A 17,762-nucleotide genomic window follows, 5' to 3' on the forward strand; every position below is an offset into this window, starting at 1 on the left:
CATCACGACACCTCACCCATGAACATCACGACTCGCCCCTCAGAACAGGAAGTACCGCTGGGCCATGGGCAGTTCGGCGGCAGGCGTGGCCTCCACCAGCTCCCCGTCGATGTGCACGGCGAAGCTGTCGGGATCGACCCGCACCTCGGGCCGCGCGTCGTTCTCCCGCATGTCGGCCTTGGTGACCCCACGCGTCGACTCGATCGCCACGAACCGCTTCCCGAGCTGGAGCCGCTCCGGCAGCCCGTCCTCGATGGCGAGCGGCGCCACGAAGTTGACGGAGTTCGAGGCGGGCGCCCGCCCGATCGCGCCGAACATCGGCCGGGGCAGGATCGGCTGCGGCGTCGGGATGGACGCGTTGGCGTCGCCCATCTGCGCGTAGGCGATCTGCCCGCCCTTGATGACGACGTGCGGCTTGACGCCGAAGAACGCGGGTTCCCACAGCACGAGGTCGGCGAGCTTCCCCGTCTCCACCGAACCGATCTCGCGGGCGAGCCCCTGCGCGAGCGCGGGGTTGATCGTGTACTTGGCCACGTACCGCCGTACGCGGAGGTTGTCGGCGCGCCCGTCGCCCGGCAGCGCACCGCGCCGCCCCTTCATCACATGGGCGGTCTGCCAGGTGCGCATGATGACCTCGCCCACCCGGCCCATGGCCTGCGAGTCCGACGAGATGATCGAGATCGCGCCCAGGTCGTGCAGGATGTCCTCCGCCCCGATGGTCGACGGCCGGATCCGCGACTCGGCGAAGGCGAGGTCCTCGGGCACCGCCGCGTTGAGGTGGTGGCACACCATCAGCATGTCGAGGTGTTCCTCGGCTGTGTTGACGGTGAACGGCCGTGTCGGGTTGGTGGAGCTGGGCAGCACGTGCGGCTCGGAGACGACGGTCATGATGTCCGGCGCGTGCCCGCCACCGGCACCTTCGGTGTGGTAGGCGTGGATCCCCCGGCCCGCGATCGCGGCCAGCGTGTCACCGACGAAGCCGGCCTCGTTCAGTGTGTCGGTGTGGATGGCGATCTGGATGCCGGTCTGGTCGGCGACGGTCAGCGAGGCGTCGATGACGGCCGGGGTGGAGCCCCAGTCCTCGTGCAGCTTGAGGCCGAGCGCGCCGCCGCGGATCTGGGAGAGCATCGCCTCGTGGGAGACGGTGTTGCCCTTGCCCAGCAGGCCGAAGTTGACGGGGTACTGCTCCATCGCCTCCAGCATGCGGGCCAGATGCCAGGGACCCGGCGTGACCGTGGTCGCCTTCGAGCCCTCGGCGGGTCCGGTGCCGCCGCCGATCAGCGTCGTGATCCCCGACGACAGCGCCTCGTCGGCGATCTGCGGGCAGATGAAGTGGACGTGCGCGTCGATGGCACCGGCGGTCAGGATGCGTCCGTTGCCCGCGATGACCTCGGTCTCGGGGCCGATGACCAGATCGGGGTGCACCCCGTCCATGGTGTCCGGGTTGCCCGCCTTGCCGATGCCGGTGATGCGGCCGTCGCGGATGCCGACGTCGGCCTTGACGATGCCCCAGTGGTCGATGATCACGACGCCCGTGATGACGGTGTCCGGCGTGCCGTCTGCGCGCGTAGCACGCGACTGGCCCATGGACTCGCGGATGACCTTGCCGCCACCGAACACGGCTTCGTCACCGGCGAGTCCGGGACCGCCGGAACGGTCCTCCTCGATCTCGACCAGCAGATCGGTGTCGGCGAGCCGGATACGGTCGCCGGTCGTCGGGCCGAACAGGTCGGCATACGCGGCGCGGGAGATCTCAGGCATCGAGGGCACCTCCGGTCTCCCCGCGCAGCCCGGGCACGATGCGGGCGCCGGTGAGGGGGACGAGTTCGACGTCGACGGGGATCCCAGGCTCGAAGCGCACGGCGGTGCCGGCGGCGATGTTGAGTCGCTTGCCGCGGGCGGCGGCGCGGTCGAAGTCCAGACCGGGGTTGGCCTCGGCGAAGTGGTAGTGGGAGCCGACCTGGACGGGCCGGTCGGCGGCGTTGAGGACGGTCAGCCGGGTGACCTCACGGCCTTCGTTGTAGGCGATCGGGCCGTCGGCGAAGAGGATCTCTCCGGGGATCATCGAGGCTCCTCAGACGATCGGGTCGTGGACGGTGACGAGCTTGGTGCCGTCCGGGAAGGTCGCCTCGACCTGGACGTCGTGGATCATCTCCGGGACGCCCTCCATGACGTCGTCCCGGGTGAGCAGCTTGCGCCCGGAGGACATGAGCTCGGCGACCGTACGGCCGTCCCGGGCGCCCTCGAGGATGTGCGACGTGATGAGGGCGACCGCCTCCGGGTGGTTCAGCTTGAGCCCGCGGGCCCGGCGCTTCTCGGCCACGTCGGCCGCCACGTGGATGAGCAGCCTCTCTTGCTCGTGCGGGGTCAGTTGCACGTCCCACCTCACAGTCCTCGCTCCGGACCGTGCGGGGTCCGGTTGCCGCGGCCACGGGGCAAAGTCCCTGGTGGCGTTGGTCGGCAGGCTAGTTGGACGGAGTTTCGAGCAAGTTAACCGAGCTGTGATCCATCAGCTCGCGGCGGGCTCGTCCCGCATGCTCATCAAGGCCCGCAGACCGTCCCGGAGGATCTCGACCGGAGCCGGCCCGAAGAGGGACTGCTGCGCGAGGAAGCCCAGCACGGCGGAGATCATCGTGCGGGCCACATGGTCCGGCTCCACATCCGTCCGCATCATCCCGGCATTCTGGTAACCCTCGACGATCTTCGCCCAGGCCGCGCGGACCGAGCCGTAGCCCTCCCGCAGAAGTGCCGCCAGCTCTTCGTTGCGCAGCGTCTCCCCCCATACCTGGACGATGAGCCGCGGAAACGCGGGCCGCCCGTCGACGACCAGGGACTCACGTGCGGCGAGCGTCTTGCCGAGAACGGCGGCGACGAGTTCGTCCGGGGGCGGGGGCGGGCTCTGCCGCGCCGCCTCCTCGAAGGCCGCGCGGACCGAGCCGAGCACCTCGGTGACGATCGCGCCGATGAGCTCCTCCTTGCCCTTGAAGTAGCGGTACACCGCCCCCGCCGAGAGGTCGACCTCCTTCAGCACGTCCTGCATGGACGTGGCGTGGAAGCCGTTGCGGGCGAAGCAGATCGCGGCGCCGTCGAGGATCTGCCGGCGGCGGGCGTCGAGGTGTTCCTGGGATACGCGGGCCATGGCCCCCAAAGTAAAACGAACATTCCTTCTTGACAAGGAAGCGCATCCGCAGGACGGTGAGGGCACAAGCAAAAACGAACGATCCTTCTTTTTACCCGAGCTCGCACCTCAGGGAGTCCCCATGTCCACCCGCCGCCTGATCGCGGTCGTCGTCCTCGTCCCCGCCCTGGCTGCCCTCGCCCTGTGGGCCTTCGCCTGGCCGGCCGCCCGCACGGCCCCCCGGGACCTGCCGCTCGGCGTGGCCGGACCGACGGCCGCCACCGCCCAGGTGGAGCAGCAACTGGCCGCGCACCAGGGCGCCTTCGAGATCCACCGCTACGCCGACGAGGCCGCCGCCCGGGACGCCATCGAGGACCGGACCGTATACGGCGCGGTCGTCGTCACCCCGCAGGGCCCAAAGCTGCTGACCGCGTCGGCGGCGAGCCCGGTGGTGGCCCAGCTGCTGCAGCAGGCGGTGGCCCAGCAGGCCGCCGCCCAGGGCACCGCGATCAGGACGGTCGACGTGGTGTCCGCACCCGAGACGGACCCGCGCGGGGCGGCCCTCAACGCGAGCGTCCTGCCGCTCGCCCTGGCCGGCATCGCGGCCGGCGCGGCCGTGACCCTGCTCGGGCTGCGTGGCCTGCGCGCCGTGGGCGCACTGGTCGGCGCCGCCGCACTGATCGGCATGACCGCGGCCGCGCTCGCCCACAGCTGGCTGGAGGTCCTCACCGGCAACTGGTGGGCCGAGGCCGGGGTCTTCGCCCTGTCGACGCTGGCCGTGAGCGCTGCCGTGGCGGGGCTCGCCGCCCTCATCGGCACAGCCGGCGTCGGGATCATGGCGGCGGTCGTGATGCTGCTGGGCAACCCCTTCTCCGGGGCGCCCTCGGCACCGCAGATGCTGCCCGAGCCGGCCGGCGCGATCGGGCAGTGGCTGCCGCCGGGCGCGGGCACGACCCTGCTGCGCTCGGTGTCCTTCTTCGACGGCGCGGCAGCGACCGGTCCCGCCCTGACGCTCACCTGGTGGGCGGCGCTGGGCCTGGGCGCCGTACTGCTCGGCAGCGCGCTCAAGTCCCGTACGAAGGCCGCCGAGCCCGCGATCGAGAGGGAACTCGCCCCCGTCGGCTGACCAAGCCCGCCGTCACACGGAACCGACCGTGCACCCCCGCTGTAGCGGACGGGGGTGCACGGTCTCGTCGTTCAGGCGGATGCTCCGCGGCGGAGCGGCTACGAGGGGGCGGTCCCCCGGTGCTCCGCCGCGATGCCGAAGCGGTGTCGTTCGCGGGGGGCGGAACCGGCCTCGCGGACGCGGGAGACCGCGCTGATCACCTGCTCGTCGGCGGGGCCGTCGAGGGCGTCGAGTCGTTCCAGGTCAGCAGCGGAGACAAGGGCGACGAGGGGCTTTCCGTGCCGCGTCACGACGACGCGTTCACCGCCGTACACGACGCGGTTGATGAGGTCGGCGAGCTCAGCCCTGGCTTGCGTCACCGGAATCTCGTAGGCCATGCTCCCTACATTACGTCATGTACGTCCTGTACATTTTTTACAGGCACCCCGCCAAGGGAGGCGTGAGCCATGACCCGACCGTCCGCCCGCTATGTCCTGCCCGAGTTCACCGAGCGCACGAGTTTCGGCACCAAGACGCAGGACCCGTACTCGAAGCTGCTGGAGGAGCGGATCGTCTTCCTCGGCACCCAGGTCGACGAGACCTCGGCCAACGATGTGATGGCGCAGTTCATGTACCTGGAGCACAAGGAACCCGACCGGGACATCTCGCTGTACATCAACTCGCCCGGCGGCTCGTTCAGCGCCATGACGGCGATCTACGACACGATGCAGTACGTCACCTGCGACGTGGAGACGATCTGCCTGGGCCAGGCCGGTTCGGCCGCCGCAGTGCTGCTGGCCGGGGGCACGCCGGGGAAGCGGTTCGCGCTGCCGGGTGCGCGCATGGTGATCCACCAGCCGGGGCTGCCTGAGCCGATCGAGGGACAGGCGAGCGATCTCGCCATCCAGGCCGACGAGCTGACGCGCATTCGGGCCCGCCTCGAGGAGCTGCTCGTCCGGCACACCGGGCGCAGCCGCGAGCAGGTCGGCGCCGACATCGAGCGGGACAAGATCCTGGACGCGCAGGGCGCCGTGGAGTACGGCCTGGTGGACCGGATCATCCCCAGCCGCAAGGCCACCCTCGCCCCGCCCACGGGGCGGTGACCGGCCGGTGCTCCCACCCGAGTTGCCGCCCCTGCCCGCGCTGACGCGTGCGGAGGGGGAGTTGATCGACCGTTACCTCGATGTGGTCGACCTGCTGGGCCGGATCAACCCGGCGCAGCACGGCGACACCTACCGCGGACTGCGCGCCGCTCAGGCGCTCGTCGCCAAGGCGGCCGAGCTCCGGGACGCGCTGGCGCTGATGCACCAGCGCGGTGAGACGGAGCTGCACGCCCCCACGCTGGCGCGTGCGTTGCGCGTGCTGGACGGAGAGCGCCGCACGGCTCGCGTCACGGTGCCGCCGCGCTCCGACAGTTGACGACGCGTACAAAGTGATACCGGACGCCTCGGCCCTCTGACGAGGCGTCCGGAGCGGGGCTGAAACGGACCAAATGGCGTACCCCCTTTCGGCGTAGCCACTTCTCCTTTTGTATGCCTGTCGGGGTTGCGCAGCAGACATGACCCGAAGACGGAATCGAGCGTTCCGTCCCTGGTCCGGGACTCCTCGGGTGCCTGGACACCCCCACGAAGACGTGGCTACCCACCCGAACGGGTGAGTGGTGAGTAACAACACAAATCCCCGATTCCGTTGGGTATTTCGCTCACTCGTGCGTCAAGATCCCTGTCTGACGACAAGCCCCCGCCGCAGCGGCGGGGCGGTCCGGGCGGACGCCGAGTCCTGCCGCCGCCCGGATGACCGGTCTTCAGGAGTGGATCGGCAGGAGTGGAGGACCCAAGCAAGACGGGTCGCCGGAGCGGACGTTCGTTCGATCCGAGCAACCCTTGGGGTGAAGCCGCGGCAACGCGGCCGGGCAACTTCGCCAGCCCGAATCCGACAGGTCATCCTTCACAGGCGGCTGACGAAGGGTTGCGCATGACTGCGCTCAATCGTGTCCCGTCGCTGATGGCCCGGGCCGGCACCGCCTCGGCTCTCACCCTCGCCGCAGTGGGCGGCACCGTTGTCGCCCCCGGCCTCACCGCCGAGGCCGAAGCGGCGACGCCGGCGTCCAAGGCGCTTCAAGTGGCGGCCTCGAAGAAGGGCTCCCCGTACAAGTGGGGCGCCACCGGGCCGTACAGGTTCGACTGCTCCGGGCTCACGCTGTACTCGTACAAGAAGGCGGGCAAGAAGCTGCCCCGTACGGCGGCCCAGCAGTACAACAAGACGCGTCACATCTCCGCCGCCAACCGCAAGGCCGGGGACCTGGTGTTCTTCCACTCGGGGTCGAACGTCTACCACGTCGGCATCTACGCCGGGAAGGGAAAGATCTGGCACTCCCCGAAGAGCGGGGACGTCGTGAAGCTGCAGAAGATCTGGACCAGGAGCGTCTGGTACGGCCGGGTCAAGTGACCTTCCCGGGGGCGGTGACGGCGGTCTGATGTGCCGTCACCGCCCCCGGGGCCTCACAGGGCCGACAGCGGCCCCGCGAGGAGCGCCAGGCCGAAGGCCGTCAGCGCGGCGCCCGTGCCGACCGTGACCGCCCGGGCGGCGCGCGGTCTGCGCAGCCACCTGCCGAGCCGGTCCACCAGCAGCGCGACGACCTGGAACCACACCAGCGCGATCGCGAGCACGATCAGGGCCAGCAGCAGCGTCCTGGGCAGCGCCGGAGCACCCGCGGGCACGAACTGCGGCAGCACGCTGAGGAAGGTGAGGGATGCCTTCGGGTTGAGGGCGTTGGTGACGAAGCCCTGCCGCAGCGGCCGCGCGGTGGAATCCTCGCGCGTGTCGGCCACGTCGGTGTGCCGCTGCCGCAGCGTCTGAACCCCCAGGTACAGCACATAGACGCCGCCCACCACCTGGAGCGCCCGGAACAGCGCCGGTACGGCGGCCAGCACCGCGGCGACTCCCACCACCGCCAGCGTCACATGGACCAGCAGCCCGGCCCCGATCCCGAGCGCGCAGGCGATGCCCGCCCGGCGGGAGACGAGGGCGTTGCGTACGACGACGGTGAAGTCCGCCCCGGGCATGGCGACCAGGCCGGCGGAGACCCCGGTGAAGGCGATGAGCTGAGCGTCCATGGGACCAGCGTGCCGCGACTGAGCCTTCAGCAGGTATTTCGAATATTCTGGGAAGCCCTAAAGCATCGGTTTAGGCGCCTGGGAGACCACATGTACGACCCGACCCGCCTCGCCGCCCTGGTGGCGGTCGCGGAGGCGGGTTCGATCACCCGAGCGGCCGAGCGGCTCGGCTACACCACGCCGGCGCTCTCCCAGCAGCTGGCCAAGCTGGAACGCGAGGCGGGCACCGCCCTTCTGGTACGGCACCACCGCGGGGCGCGGCTCACAGGTGCGGGCGAGCTGCTGGTGGTCCGGGCGCGGCGGGTGCTGGACGAGCTGGAGCGGGCCCGGCACGAACTGGCCCGGCTGACCGGCCTTTCGGGCGGCACGCTCCGCCTGGGCACCTTCCAGACGGCCGGCATCCATCTGCTGCCGCCGGCCCTCAGCGCCTTCCGCCGGGCCCACCCGGACGTGGAGTTGACCGTCAGCGACTACGAACCGTCGGCCGGTGTCACCGCCGTCGCGGCCGGCGGGGTCGACCTGGCCCTGACGCACGCCTATCAGCCGGGTGACCCCATCCCGCTCCCCTCCTCCGTCGACATCGAGCCGATCCTCGTCGAGGAGCTGGTCCTGGTGTCCGCTCCGGGCCACGTCCTCACCAGCGGGACCGCACGCCTGCCGCTGGCCGAGCTCGCCGGGCAGCCCCTGATCAGCATGGCGCCGGACGCTCCGGCCCGCCGGGGCGTCGAGGCGATGCTGGCCCGGGCCGGGGCCATGCCCTCGGTGCTGGTCCCGACACCCGGGTACCTCCTGGTCTGCGCGCTGGCCAGTGCGGGGCTCGGGGTGGCGGTGGTACCGGAGATGGTGGCGCACACGTCGGTCACTCCGGTGGGGGTACGCGCGCTGGAGGGCGCGGAGCTCCGCCGCACGATCTCGGTCGCCTACCGCACCGACGAGATGTCCCCCACAGCGGACGCCTTCCGAGCGCTACTGCGCGGAACTTTCAGCCGAGCTCAGCAGTCCTGACCTCAAGGGGCGTGGGGCTGTATCGATATGCGGCTCCGCCGCGTGGGCGCGACCAGCCACAACGGGCCACAGGACGACAGACGACCCATCGCGGCACTACCCGTCGTGGCACCTCCGGCGGAGCGTCACGGCCCTTCTCGCGGAGCGCTCCGCACGGCCTCCGCCGGTACGACCCACGGCAGCTCGATGGAGACGGTCTTGCCGCCCTCGCGCGTCGGCCGCACTCTCAGCTTGCCGCCGCACTCCGCGGTCAGCCAGCGGATGATGACCATGCCGCGCCCGTTGTCCTGCTGGACCGCGGCCGGCAGCCGCTTGGGGAACCGCGGATGGCTGTCGGTGACGCCGATGCGCAGGTGTTCGTCACGGTCGAGCTCGAGGTCCACCGTGAAGGTGGGTGACTGACCGAGGGTGTGCTGTACGGCGTTGGTGGTGAGTTCGGAGACGATCAACCGGATGGTGTCGGCCGTTTCCGTGTCCGATGGCAGTCCCCACTCCGCGAGGGTGGTGACCACATACGCCCGGGCCGCGGAGACCGAGGCGGGATCGCTCGGCAGAGTGACGGATGCTTCCAAGTGATCTGCCATGGCGATGTCGTCCCTTTCCCAACGGGACCGCAGTCCGACACGGAGCGGATGGTTCGAGTACGGTCCCGGACTGGTGCTTCGTTCGCCAGACTGCCATTACCAGGGCCGTCAGGGTGCCGATCCACCAAGATATGCATATATCTGTCGCTCGAAGCGGTGAACTCTGCGACGGCAGACCGTATTTGGGCGGCTCGGTTGGAGTAAGGGGTTACCCATGCAGCACGGTCCCGCGGTGCGCCGCCGGAAACTGGGCGCGGAACTGCGTGCGTTGCGCACCGGAGCCGGGCTCACCAGTGGTGAGGCGGCCCGGTTGGTGGGCTGGCACCAGTCCAAGGTGAGCCGGATCGAGACCGGCGCCAGCGGGGTGAAACCGGCCGATGTGCGGTTACTGCTCGACGCCTACGGTGTCCGGGATTCCCAACTGCGCGAGATGCTGCTGATGTTGGCGGGGTCGGACGACGGTGGTGGGCGGCACCACTGGTGGCACGCGTACCGGGGCGTGCTGCCGCCGACCTACCGGGACTTCATCAGCCTGGAGTCCCAGGCGAGCGCGATGCGCACGCTGGAGACCTCCGTGGTGCCCGGGCTGCTGCAGACACCGGAGTACGCCCGGGCGGTGACCCGGGCCGCGGTGAGCGGGCTCGACGACGCCACCGACGAACGGCTCGACGCGCTGGTCGCGGTCCGTCTGGCCAGGCAGGACGTGCTGCACGCCGATCCGCCGTTGCGGTTGAGCGCGGTGCTCGACGAGGCCGTGCTGCGCAGGGAGATCGGCGGGCCCGAGGTGATGAAGCGGCAGCTGGGGCGACTGTTGGAGGCGGCGCGGCTGCCGCATGTCCGCTTGCAGGTACTGCCGTTCGCGGCCGGGGAGCATATCGGCATCACCGGGCCTTTCGTTATCTTCTCATTTTCGAGCACTTCTGATCTGGATGTGGTTGTTCTCGACCACTTGACGAGTAGCCTCTATCTCGAACGGAAAGAAGACCTCCAGGCCTACACGGAGGCCTTCAACGCCCTTCGGATCCACGCCCTTTCGCCCGAGGAATCGATGGATTACATCGCCGCGCTGGGTGGCGGCGCGTAAGGAGGCACCATGACCGCAATGCCTCGGAACGTAACTTCAAGTACCGATCTGCTCGGTGTCCGATGGCTGCGCAGCAGCTACAGCACCGGCGCCAACAACTGCGTCGAGACGGCACGGGCGCACTCCGGTCCCTGGATCGGGCTGCTCGCCGTGCGTGACTCCAAGGACCCGGCCGGACCCGCGCTGCTCTTCTCCCCCGAGAGCTGGGCGGGCTTCACGGCCGCGTTCCAGTCCTGATCACTTCCTGATCAGTTCCTGATCGATTTTCGTCAGGGGCGGCGCACGGCCGTGTCACGCCGACTCATGGTCGTGTCTCCCCGATCACCTGTACAGCGCGTTCGATCTGTGCCTCGGTGAGGTCCGCGCGGGCGGTCAGCCTCAGCCGGGAGATGCCGTCGGGAACGGAGGGAGGACGGAAGCAGCCGACGGCGAGGCCTGCCACCCGGCAGTCGGCCGCCCACTGAACAGCCTCCTGCCGGGAGGGCGCGCGCACGGAGACGACCGCGGCGTCCGGACGGACCGCCGTCAGGCCCGCGGCCGTCAGGCGGGTGTACAACTCGCCCGCCACCGCGCGCGCCCGTCCCGCCCGCTCCGGCTCTCGGCGCAGCAGCCGGAGGGCGGCCAGGGCCGCCCCCGCCGCGGCGGGGGCGAGGCCCGTGTCGAAGATGAACGTCCGTGCCGTGTTCACCAGATGGTCGATCACCCGGGCCGGGCCGAGCACGGCTCCGCCCTGGCTGCCGAGCGACTTGGACAGGGTGACGGTGGCGACCACGTCGTCGGCGCCCGCGAGGCCCGCCGCGTACGGGGCACCGCGGCCGCCGGTGCCGAGCACGCCCAGCCCGTGGGCGTCGTCGACGATCAGTCCGGCGCCGTACTCCCGGCAGGCGTCGGCGAGCCCGGCGAGCGGGGCCTGGTCGCCGTCGACGGAGAACACCGTGTCGGAGACGACGACGGCGGGCCCGTCATGCGTCTGCAGCGCCTTGCGCACCGCGTCCGGGTCGGCGTGCTCCACCACCTCGGTGGTGGCGCGCGCCAGCCGGCAGCCGTCGATGAGCGAGGCGTGGTTGCCGGCGTCGGCGACGATCAGGGAGCCCCGCGGGGTCAGCGCGGTGACAGCGGCCAGGTTCGCCGCGTACCCGGAGGAGAAGACCAGCGCGGCCTCGAAGCCACAGAAGTCGGCCAGCTCGCGCTCCAGCTCGCCGTGCAGTTCGGTGGTGCCGGTGACCAGCCGGGAGCCGGTCGCGCCGCCGCCCCAGGTGCGGGCGGCCGCGGCGGCGCCCTCGACGACCTCGGGGTGCTGGGCCAGGCCCAGGTAGTCGTTGCCGGCGAGATCGAGGAGCGGCGAATCGGCGGGGCGGGGGCGCAGGGTCCGCACGAGTCCGACGCGGCGGCGCCGCTCGGCCTGCTCGTCGATCCAGCCGAACGCCATGGGTCCTCCGATGCTTTTGTAGGCAGTGAACAGACACTAGTCGGAACACCCGCAGCACAGGATGTGGCAATACCCACACGTCGAAACGCCTCTGTTGTACGAACTCTCCTTGGCCCGAGGTGGCTCCGTAGGACAGGATCTGCTCCCATGGACCTGCTGAACACGCTGGTGGACAAGGGGCTTCGGCGCGAGCTGCCGACCCGCGAGGAGGCGCTGGCCGTCCTCGCCACTTCCGACGACGACCTGCTCGATGTGGTGGCCGCGGCCGGAAAGGTGCGCCGCCACTGGTTCGGCCGACGGGTGAAACTCAACTATCTCGTCAACCTCAAGTCGGGCCTGTGCCCGGAGGACTGCTCCTACTGTTCCCAGCGGCTCGGCTCCACCGCCGGCATCCTGAAGTACACCTGGCTCAAGCCGGACGAGGCCTCCAAGGCGGCGGCCGCCGGATTGGCGGGTGGCGCCAAGCGGGTGTGTCTGGTGGCGTCCGGGCGCGGCCCGACGGACCGTGACGTGGACCGGGTCTCCGAGACCATCAAGACGATCAAGGACCAGAACGAGGGCGTCGAGGTGTGCGCCTGCCTCGGCCTTCTCTCCGACGGCCAGGCGGAGCGGCTGCGCGAGGCGGGCGCGGACGCGTACAACCACAACCTCAACACCTCGGAGTCCACATACGGGGACATCACGACCACGCACACGTACGCCGACCGGGTCGACACCGTGCAGAAGGCGCACTCGGCCGGCCTGTCCGCCTGCTCCGGCCTCATCGCGGGCATGGGCGAGAGCGACGAGGACCTGGTCGACGTCGTCTACTCGCTGCGTGAGCTGGACCCGGACTCGGTGCCGGTCAACTTCCTGATCCCGTTCGAGGGCACCCCGCTCGCCAAGGAGTGGAACCTCACCCCGCAGCGCTGCCTGCGGATCCTGGCGATGGTCCGGTTCGTGTGCCCGGACGTCGAGGTGCGCATCGCGGGCGGCCGCGAGGTGCATCTGCGCACGATGCAGCCCCTCGCCCTGCACCTGGCCAACTCGATCTTCCTCGGCGACTACCTCACCAGTGAGGGCCAGGCCGGCAAGGCCGACCTGGAGATGATCGCGGACGCCGGGTTCGAGGTGGAGGGCGCCGACCAGGTGACGCTGCCGGAGCACCGGGCTGCGGCCGGGGGCGGGTGCGGCTCGCACGAGAGCGCGGGCTGTGGGTCCCACGAGAGCGCGGGGTGCGGGTCGCACGACAGTGCCGGGTGCGGGTCGCACGAGGGTGGCGGTGTGTGCGGTACGGCCGCTGCCGCGCCGGCCGGCGAGCCACGCACCGACCTGGTCGCCGTACGCCGCCGGGGCGCCGGAACGGACCTTGCGCCCAATGCCTGACCTGCACCACATGCCTGACCTGAGCGTGCCCGAGCTGCTGGAGCTCGACCGGCGGCACGTCTGGCATCCGTACGGCCCCATGCCCGGCCGTATCGAGCCGCTCGTCGTGGAGTCGGCGAACGGGGTGCGGCTGAGACTGGCTGACGGCTCCGGCGAGCTGGTCGACGGCATGTCGTCCTGGTGGTCGGCCATCCACGGCTACAACAACCCGGTGCTCAACGAGGCCGCGCGCGAGCAGCTGTCGCGGATGAGCCATGTGATGTTCGGCGGGCTCACGCACGAGCCCGCCGTCCGCCTGGCGAAGCTCCTTGTCGACATGTCGCCCGACGGCCTGGAGCATGTCTTCCTCGCCGACTCCGGGTCGGTGTCGGTCGAGGTGGCGGTCAAGATGTGCCTGCAGTACTGGCGTTCGCTGGGCCGTCCCGGCAAGCAGCGGCTGCTGACCTGGCGCGGCGGCTACCACGGCGACACCTGGCAGCCGATGTCGGTGTGCGACCCCGAGGGCGGGATGCACGAGCTGTGGACCGGGGTGCTCCAGCGCCAGGTGTTCGCGGACCCGCCGCCGGCGGGGTACGAGGAGTCGTACGCCGAGCATCTGCGGTCGCTGATCGAGCGGCACGCGCACGAACTGGCGGCCGTGATCGTCGAGCCGGTCGTGCAGGGCGCGGGCGGGATGCGGTTCCACTCCCCGGCGTATCTGCGGGTGCTGCGCGAGGCGTGCGACGCGCACGACGTCCTGCTGGTCTTCGACGAGATCGCGACCGGGTTCGGGCGCACCGGCACGCTGTTCGCGGCCGGGCACGCGGCGGTGTCGCCGGACGTGATGTGCGTCGGCAAGGCGCTGACCGGCGGCTACATGACGATGGCCGCGACGCTGTGCACGCCCCGCGTGGCCGACGGCATCTCGCGGGGCGAGGTGCCGGTGCTGGCTCACGGGCCGACCTTCATGGGCAATCCGCTGGCGGCCGCGGTCGCCTGCGCCTCGATCGAGCTGCTGCTCGGCCAGGACTGGCTGGCCGAGGTCAAGCGGATCGAGGCGGGGCTGCGGGAAGGGCTGGCTGCCGCGTCGGACATTCCGGGCGTGAAGGATGTCCGAGTCCTCGGCGCCATCGGGGTCGTCCAGCTGGACCACGCCGTGGACATGAAGGCGGCGACCGCTGCGGCCGTACGCGAGGGCGTGTGGCTGCGGCCGTTCCGCGACCTGATCTACACGATGCCGCCGTACGTCACCGGCGACGCGGACGTGGCGCGGATCGCCCGCGCGGTGTGCGCGGCGGCACGGGAGGGCTGACATGCCGGTACTGGTGATCACGGGCACGGGCACGGAGGTCGGCAAGACGGTCACGACCGCCGCGGTCGCCGCAGCGGCGGTCGCGACGGGCCGGTCGGTGGCGGTGCTGAAGGCGGCGCAGACGGGCGTAGGGCCGGACGAGCGCGGGGACGCCGACGAGGTCGCGCGGCTCGCGGGCACCGTGACGACCGCCGAACTCGCCCGCTACCCCGACCCGTTGGCCCCGGCGACCGCCGCACGACGGGCCGGCCGTACGCCGGTCCACCCGCACGAGATCGCCGACGCCGCCGCCAAGTTGGCCGCCGAGCACGACCTGGTGCTGGTGGAGGGGGCGGGCGGGCTGCTCGTCCGCTTCGACGAGGCGGGCGGCACGCTGGCGGACGCGGCCGAGCTGATGGCGGTGCCGGTTCTGGTGGTGGCGTCGGCGGGTCTGGGCACGCTGAACACGACGGAGCTGACGGCACGCGAACTGCGGGGTCGGCGGGTGGACTTGCTGGGTGTGGTGATCGGCAGCTGGCCCGAGTCACCGGATCTTGCGTCGCGTTGCAATGTCGCGGATCTGCCGGAGGTGGCGGGGGCGCCGCTGCTGGGGGCGGTCCCGGCGGGGGCCGGGGTGCTGGCGCCTGCCGACTTCCGTGCCGGAGCGCCGGGGTGGCTGGCGCCGCGGCTGTTCGGGACGTGGGATGCGGAGGGGTTCCGGGGGCGGGTGGCGCCCTGAGAAGTGTCCGCGGGTGACGCCCCCCAGGGTGTCAGACCCTCGTGCCATCCTCTGATCATGGTCAATGCAGATGCGGTCGCCGAGTGGGACGTCCTGATCGGCGAGTGGGACGAGATCCGGCACGGCTACCACCTGGGCGATGCGCCGACGAAAGTACTGGAGTGCGCGAGGAACCTGCAGGCGAGCGTGGCGGTCGGCGGTCCGGACACGGCGCTGTGGACCCTCGGGCTGGTGCTCATAGGCCCGTACGTGATCTACGCCTACCCGGACGCAGAAGCCGAGGCCCATGTGCTGAAGGCGATGGGCGCCGTCGAGCAGGCTCTCGGGCAGACGCCCTGTGACCATGACGAGCATCCCTGTGACGATCTCCAGGACGATGACGAGCTGGACAACTTTCGGTATGTCCTGGAGATGCTGGCCCGCCCGGAGCGGGATGCCGCCGGTGCAGCGACCCTGACCGATGACGAGCTCTGGCCCGACGAGGAGTCGGACAACTGGTTCGAAGGCCGGATGACGCGGGAGATCTGGGCCTGCCCGCAGAACCTCGCCGGGTTCGCCCGTGCCTTCTCCGGCGCCTAGACGGCGTCACTCTCGTCGCTCTCCGCGACGAGCCGCACCAGTTCGACGCGGGAGCGGATGCCCAGGCGGGTGAAGACGCCCCGCAGGTGGTGGTCGATGGTGCGCGGGCTGAGGGCGAGGCGGGCGGCGATCTCGCGGTTGGTGGCGCCCTCGGCGGCCATGCGGGCGACCAGGAGTTGCTGGGCCGTGAGGCGAGAGACGGGAGTGTCGGCGCCGCTGCGCGCCGGGGCGGCCGGAGTGCCCAGTGCCCGCAGCTCGGTGCGGGCCTGGGCCGCGCAGTGCGGGGCGCCGAAGGAGTCGAACGCCTCCAGGGCGCTGTGCAGGCGGTCGCGTGCCTCGGTGCGGCGGCGCAGTCGACGCAGGGCGCTGCCGAACAGCAGCTCCGTGCGGGCGCGTTCGAAGTCGCGGGTGCCGTGGGAGTGCAGGTCGAGTGCCGTGCGGTAGTGGTCGATCGCTTCCGCGCCGGGCGCGAGCAGGGCGCGGCAGCGGGCACTGAGGGCCAGGTCGTCGGGGCTGCGCACGGTGCTCGCCCAGTGGTGGTAGTCGGCGTGCGCGACGCGGGCGACCCGGGTGTCGCCGGTGCGGACGGCAGCCTCGACGTAGTGCGGGGTGGCCAGGTGGCGGATGGCCCGGTGGCCGTGTCCGGGGCCGAATGCGGCGAGCGCACGCAGTCGGGTGGCCGCGGCGGCGTACCGGCCGCTGCTCAGGTCGAGGAAGGCGAGCGCCCACTGGGCGAGGGCGGCGGGCAGACCCAGCCCGTGGGCCAGGGCGTACGAGCGTGCGGTCGCGGCGCGTTCACGGCAGACGTCGGTGTCTGCGGTGAGCGCCGCGAACATGGCGAGGGCGGCCTGGAGATGGCAGGCGCCGTTGTCCTGACCGGTGGCGTGGGCCTGCCACAGCGCGTCGGTCGCGGCGGCCTCACCGGCTCTCGGACGTCCCGTCCAGAAGTCGGCGTACGCGCGGAACTCCATCGCCTGTGCCACGGTCACCGGCGTGCCCCGCGCCCGGGCGGAGGCGGCCGCGCGGACGGTCGCCGTGGCCGCGCGGGTGTGGTCGCCGAGGAGCAGGGCGGCGATCCCGGCGTGGATGAGGACGGTGGGGTCACCACCCGGCCCACACCGCCCGGCCGCCGCCTTCAGCAGGTCACGGGCGTCCGCGTACCGTCCGTCGAAGGCGGCCACGAGACCGGTCAGGGTGCCGGGCGACACGGCACCGAGCCGATCGGCGACCCTGGCGGCCTCGCGCAGGCGGCGTAGGTCTCCGGTGTAGATGGCGGCTTCGGTGGCGCGGGCGAGGAGGTGGACGGTGGGGGTGGCGGTGCCGAGGGCGGCTGACGCAGCGGTGGCGGCCGACGGTACAAGGACCTGGCCGACGAGGGTCGTTGCGGGCTCGGGCTCGGTGGGGGCCGGGGGCTGGGCGGCCACCGCCGTGAGCAGCGCGTCGAACGCCTCCGAGGCGTTCCCCGCACGCAGGGCGAGCACCCCGATCAGCGCGTCGTCGGCGACGGCGGCCGGCAGCCTGCGAGCCCGGTCCCCGTCTCCCGAGCGCCAGGCGTACGTGGCGGCCCAGGCCACCAGGCGGGCCCGCTCGGACGGGTCGGGGCACAGTGCGGCGGCCCGCTCGGCCAGCGCCCGTGCCAAGTCGAGCCGGCCCGCGTCCCCCGCCGAGCCCGCCGCGGCGCCGAGTTCCGCCGCCAGCCGTCCGCTGGGGCCGAGCGCCCCCGCACCCCGGTGCCATGAGCGCCACGGTGTCTCGCCCTTGTCGCGCAGCACGCCGGCCAGAAGGCGGTGGACGTCGCGGCGGTCGGCCGGGGATGCGGTCTCGTAGGCCGCGATCCGTGTCCACGCGTCGCGGAACACCACCCCGCCCGCTCCCGCGTGTGCGATACCTGCCGCCTCGGCGGCGTCCAGGGACCGGGTGTCGAGGCGGGCGGCCATGACGGCGCGCAGGAAGGCGTCGGTGGGAACCGGGTACTGGTCGGCGGCGGCGAGGAGCAGGAGCAGGCGTGTGTCGTCCGGCAACTGCCGTATTTCCGCTCGGCGTTCGCGCAGCAGGGATGGGGCCAGTTCGGCCGGTTCCGTGGGGAGCGGGTCGATGCCGGCCGCCTGGCGTTCGGTCAGGCGCGGGACGAGTTCGGCGGCGGCACGCGGATCGCCGTACACGGCACGCAGCACCCGTACGCGGACGCCGTCGGGAAGGTCGGCGGCCGCCTGTCGCCACAGGTCCGTGATTTGTTGTGGCGAAGTGCGGTCAAGAGGCGGGGGGTTCACCGGAGTCACCACACAAGTGACGTTACTGGCGAGTTAATTGAACCGTAAAGACCGGCGATTTCGCCGATGCGGCGCGCGTAGACCGGCTCGACACTCCT

At 71.4% G+C, this 17,762-nt stretch carries 20 protein-coding genes and 1 riboswitch; of the genes, 11 read left to right on the forward strand and 9 right to left on the reverse strand.

The annotated features are described in order from the left end of the window. Nucleotides 1–39: 39 nt before the first annotated feature. The 4 genes from ACQEV2_RS05530 to ACQEV2_RS05545 form a co-directional block, all read right to left on the reverse strand. A complete protein-coding gene (locus ACQEV2_RS05530) occupies nucleotides 40–1,761 on the reverse strand; it encodes an urease subunit alpha (protein WP_433037110.1) in 1,722 nt (573 codons plus the stop codon). Beyond that, nucleotides 1,754–2,065, reverse strand: coding sequence for an urease subunit beta (locus ACQEV2_RS05535; protein ID WP_398824273.1), 312 nt, complete (start codon nucleotides 2,063–2,065; stop codon nucleotides 1,754–1,756). Before ACQEV2_RS05535 ends, ACQEV2_RS05530 begins: the two co-directional genes overlap by 8 nt. A 9-nt stretch (nucleotides 2,066–2,074) precedes the next feature. Further along, nucleotides 2,075–2,377 (reverse strand): urease subunit gamma, encoded by a 303-nt coding sequence (locus tag ACQEV2_RS05540; RefSeq protein ID WP_037890687.1) that lies wholly within the window; start codon nucleotides 2,375–2,377, stop codon nucleotides 2,075–2,077. A gap of 132 nt (nucleotides 2,378–2,509) precedes the next feature. Next, on the reverse strand, nucleotides 2,510–3,139 hold the full coding sequence (locus ACQEV2_RS05545; protein WP_433037112.1) for a TetR/AcrR family transcriptional regulator: 630 nt from the start codon (nucleotides 3,137–3,139) through the stop codon (nucleotides 2,510–2,512). Between the two features lie 121 nt (nucleotides 3,140–3,260). Between ACQEV2_RS05545 and ACQEV2_RS05550 the strand changes: the two genes are divergently transcribed. Then, nucleotides 3,261–4,244, forward strand: coding sequence for an ABC transporter permease (locus ACQEV2_RS05550; RefSeq protein WP_433037114.1), 984 nt, complete (start codon nucleotides 3,261–3,263; stop codon nucleotides 4,242–4,244). Between the two features lie 98 nt (nucleotides 4,245–4,342). Here ACQEV2_RS05550 and ACQEV2_RS05555 read toward each other — a convergent pair whose 3' ends face one another. Beyond that, the gene (locus ACQEV2_RS05555; RefSeq protein ID WP_433037116.1) at nucleotides 4,343–4,621 is read right to left on the reverse strand and encodes a type II toxin-antitoxin system Phd/YefM family antitoxin; all 279 of its coding nucleotides are present in this window, start codon (nucleotides 4,619–4,621) and stop codon (nucleotides 4,343–4,345) included. Nucleotides 4,622–4,690: 69 nt separating this feature from the next. Here ACQEV2_RS05555 and ACQEV2_RS05560 point away from each other — a divergent pair, with 69 nt between their 5' ends. The 3 genes from ACQEV2_RS05560 to ACQEV2_RS05570 all read left to right on the forward strand — a co-directional run bounded on the left by ACQEV2_RS05560 (nucleotide 4,691) and on the right by ACQEV2_RS05570 (nucleotide 6,671). After that, entirely contained in the window at nucleotides 4,691–5,326 is a 636-nt protein-coding gene (locus ACQEV2_RS05560) for an ATP-dependent Clp protease proteolytic subunit (protein ID WP_433037118.1), read from the forward strand. Between the two features lie 7 nt (nucleotides 5,327–5,333). Next, complete coding sequence (locus tag ACQEV2_RS05565) at nucleotides 5,334–5,642, forward strand: hypothetical protein (protein WP_433037120.1); 309 nt, start codon at nucleotides 5,334–5,336, stop codon at nucleotides 5,640–5,642. Between the two features lie 366 nt (nucleotides 5,643–6,008). After that, a riboswitch (cyclic di-AMP (ydaO/yuaA leader) is annotated at nucleotides 6,009–6,194 on the forward strand. 3 nt (nucleotides 6,195–6,197) lie between these two features. Continuing rightward, entirely contained in the window at nucleotides 6,198–6,671 is a 474-nt protein-coding gene (locus ACQEV2_RS05570; RefSeq protein WP_433037122.1) for a C40 family peptidase, read from the forward strand. Nucleotides 6,672–6,724: 53 nt separating this feature from the next. Here ACQEV2_RS05570 and ACQEV2_RS05575 read toward each other — a convergent pair whose 3' ends face one another. Continuing rightward, entirely contained in the window at nucleotides 6,725–7,339 is a 615-nt protein-coding gene (locus ACQEV2_RS05575) for a LysE family translocator (RefSeq protein WP_433037124.1), read from the reverse strand. A gap of 90 nt (nucleotides 7,340–7,429) precedes the next feature. Here ACQEV2_RS05575 and ACQEV2_RS05580 point away from each other — a divergent pair, with 90 nt between their 5' ends. Then, nucleotides 7,430–8,344, forward strand: coding sequence for a LysR family transcriptional regulator (locus ACQEV2_RS05580; RefSeq protein ID WP_433037126.1), 915 nt, complete (start codon nucleotides 7,430–7,432; stop codon nucleotides 8,342–8,344). Between the two features lie 125 nt (nucleotides 8,345–8,469). On the opposite strand, the gene ACQEV2_RS05585 is transcribed toward ACQEV2_RS05580, so the two are convergent. Next, entirely contained in the window at nucleotides 8,470–8,928 is a 459-nt protein-coding gene (locus ACQEV2_RS05585) for an ATP-binding protein (protein WP_433037128.1), read from the reverse strand. 214 nt (nucleotides 8,929–9,142) lie between these two features. Between ACQEV2_RS05585 and ACQEV2_RS05590 the strand changes: the two genes are divergently transcribed. Both ACQEV2_RS05590 and ACQEV2_RS05595 read left to right on the forward strand, forming a co-directional pair. After that, nucleotides 9,143–10,012: a helix-turn-helix domain-containing protein gene (locus ACQEV2_RS05590; RefSeq protein WP_433037130.1), complete on the forward strand. Its 870-nt coding sequence runs from the start codon at nucleotides 9,143–9,145 to the stop codon at nucleotides 10,010–10,012. 9 nt (nucleotides 10,013–10,021) lie between these two features. Next, nucleotides 10,022–10,249 (forward strand): DUF397 domain-containing protein, encoded by a 228-nt coding sequence (locus tag ACQEV2_RS05595; RefSeq protein ID WP_433037132.1) that lies wholly within the window; start codon nucleotides 10,022–10,024, stop codon nucleotides 10,247–10,249. A 64-nt stretch (nucleotides 10,250–10,313) separates the two neighbouring features. On the opposite strand, the gene ACQEV2_RS05600 is transcribed toward ACQEV2_RS05595, so the two are convergent. Next, on the reverse strand, nucleotides 10,314–11,441 hold the full coding sequence (locus ACQEV2_RS05600) for an 8-amino-7-oxononanoate synthase (protein ID WP_433037134.1): 1,128 nt from the start codon (nucleotides 11,439–11,441) through the stop codon (nucleotides 10,314–10,316). Between the two features lie 147 nt (nucleotides 11,442–11,588). On the opposite strand from ACQEV2_RS05600, the gene bioB reads away from it, so the two are divergent. Genes bioB through ACQEV2_RS05620 form a run of 4 tightly spaced genes read left to right on the forward strand, consistent with a single transcriptional unit; the run spans nucleotide 11,589 to nucleotide 15,394 of the window. After that, nucleotides 11,589–12,806, forward strand: a complete 1,218-nt coding sequence (gene bioB, locus ACQEV2_RS05605; RefSeq protein ID WP_433037136.1) for a biotin synthase BioB — start codon at nucleotides 11,589–11,591, stop codon at nucleotides 12,804–12,806. A 10-nt stretch (nucleotides 12,807–12,816) separates the two neighbouring features. After that, nucleotides 12,817–14,097: an adenosylmethionine--8-amino-7-oxononanoate transaminase gene (locus ACQEV2_RS05610; protein ID WP_433037138.1), complete on the forward strand. Its 1,281-nt coding sequence runs from the start codon at nucleotides 12,817–12,819 to the stop codon at nucleotides 14,095–14,097. Between the two features lies 1 nt (nucleotide 14,098). Next, nucleotides 14,099–14,815, forward strand: a complete 717-nt coding sequence (gene bioD / locus ACQEV2_RS05615; protein WP_433037140.1) for a dethiobiotin synthase — start codon at nucleotides 14,099–14,101, stop codon at nucleotides 14,813–14,815. Between the two features lie 57 nt (nucleotides 14,816–14,872). Then, complete coding sequence (locus tag ACQEV2_RS05620; protein ID WP_433037142.1) at nucleotides 14,873–15,394, forward strand: hypothetical protein; 522 nt, start codon at nucleotides 14,873–14,875, stop codon at nucleotides 15,392–15,394. Here the strand turns inward: ACQEV2_RS05620 and ACQEV2_RS05625 are convergent. Beyond that, a complete protein-coding gene (locus ACQEV2_RS05625; protein ID WP_433037143.1) occupies nucleotides 15,391–17,676 on the reverse strand; it encodes a LuxR C-terminal-related transcriptional regulator in 2,286 nt (761 codons plus the stop codon). The two genes, ACQEV2_RS05620 and ACQEV2_RS05625, sit on opposite strands and share 4 nt — an antisense overlap. Nucleotides 17,677–17,762: the final 86 nt, after the last annotated feature.

Origin of the sequence: Streptomyces sp. CA-251387 (assembly GCF_050936625.1) — a bacterium.
Taxonomy (GTDB): domain Bacteria; phylum Actinomycetota; class Actinomycetes; order Streptomycetales; family Streptomycetaceae; genus Streptomyces.

Bases quoted from the DNA above. Each gene is read 5' to 3' on its own strand.
- ACQEV2_RS05530 (WP_433037110.1), bottom strand. From the start codon at position 1,761: ATGCCTGAGATCTCCCGCGCCGCGTATGCCGACCTGTTCGGCCCGACG.
- ACQEV2_RS05535 (WP_398824273.1), bottom strand. From the start codon at position 2,065: ATGATCCCCGGAGAGATCCTCTTCGCCGACGGCCCGATCGCCTACAAC.
- ACQEV2_RS05545 (WP_433037112.1), bottom strand. From the start codon at position 3,139: ATGGCCCGCGTATCCCAGGAACACCTCGACGCCCGCCGCCGGCAGATC.
- ACQEV2_RS05550 (WP_433037114.1), top strand. From the start codon at position 3,261: ATGTCCACCCGCCGCCTGATCGCGGTCGTCGTCCTCGTCCCCGCCCTG.
- ACQEV2_RS05555 (WP_433037116.1), bottom strand. From the start codon at position 4,621: ATGGCCTACGAGATTCCGGTGACGCAAGCCAGGGCTGAGCTCGCCGAC.
- ACQEV2_RS05560 (WP_433037118.1), top strand. From the start codon at position 4,691: ATGACCCGACCGTCCGCCCGCTATGTCCTGCCCGAGTTCACCGAGCGC.
- ACQEV2_RS05570 (WP_433037122.1), top strand. From the start codon at position 6,198: ATGACTGCGCTCAATCGTGTCCCGTCGCTGATGGCCCGGGCCGGCACC.
- ACQEV2_RS05575 (WP_433037124.1), bottom strand. From the start codon at position 7,339: ATGGACGCTCAGCTCATCGCCTTCACCGGGGTCTCCGCCGGCCTGGTC.
- ACQEV2_RS05580 (WP_433037126.1), top strand. From the start codon at position 7,430: ATGTACGACCCGACCCGCCTCGCCGCCCTGGTGGCGGTCGCGGAGGCG.
- ACQEV2_RS05585 (WP_433037128.1), bottom strand. From the start codon at position 8,928: ATGGCAGATCACTTGGAAGCATCCGTCACTCTGCCGAGCGATCCCGCC.
- ACQEV2_RS05590 (WP_433037130.1), top strand. From the start codon at position 9,143: ATGCAGCACGGTCCCGCGGTGCGCCGCCGGAAACTGGGCGCGGAACTG.
- ACQEV2_RS05595 (WP_433037132.1), top strand. From the start codon at position 10,022: ATGACCGCAATGCCTCGGAACGTAACTTCAAGTACCGATCTGCTCGGT.
- ACQEV2_RS05600 (WP_433037134.1), bottom strand. From the start codon at position 11,441: ATGGCGTTCGGCTGGATCGACGAGCAGGCCGAGCGGCGCCGCCGCGTC.
- bioB (WP_433037136.1), top strand. From the start codon at position 11,589: ATGGACCTGCTGAACACGCTGGTGGACAAGGGGCTTCGGCGCGAGCTG.
- ACQEV2_RS05610 (WP_433037138.1), top strand. From the start codon at position 12,817: ATGCCTGACCTGAGCGTGCCCGAGCTGCTGGAGCTCGACCGGCGGCAC.
- bioD (WP_433037140.1), top strand. From the start codon at position 14,099: ATGCCGGTACTGGTGATCACGGGCACGGGCACGGAGGTCGGCAAGACG.
- ACQEV2_RS05620 (WP_433037142.1), top strand. From the start codon at position 14,873: ATGGTCAATGCAGATGCGGTCGCCGAGTGGGACGTCCTGATCGGCGAG.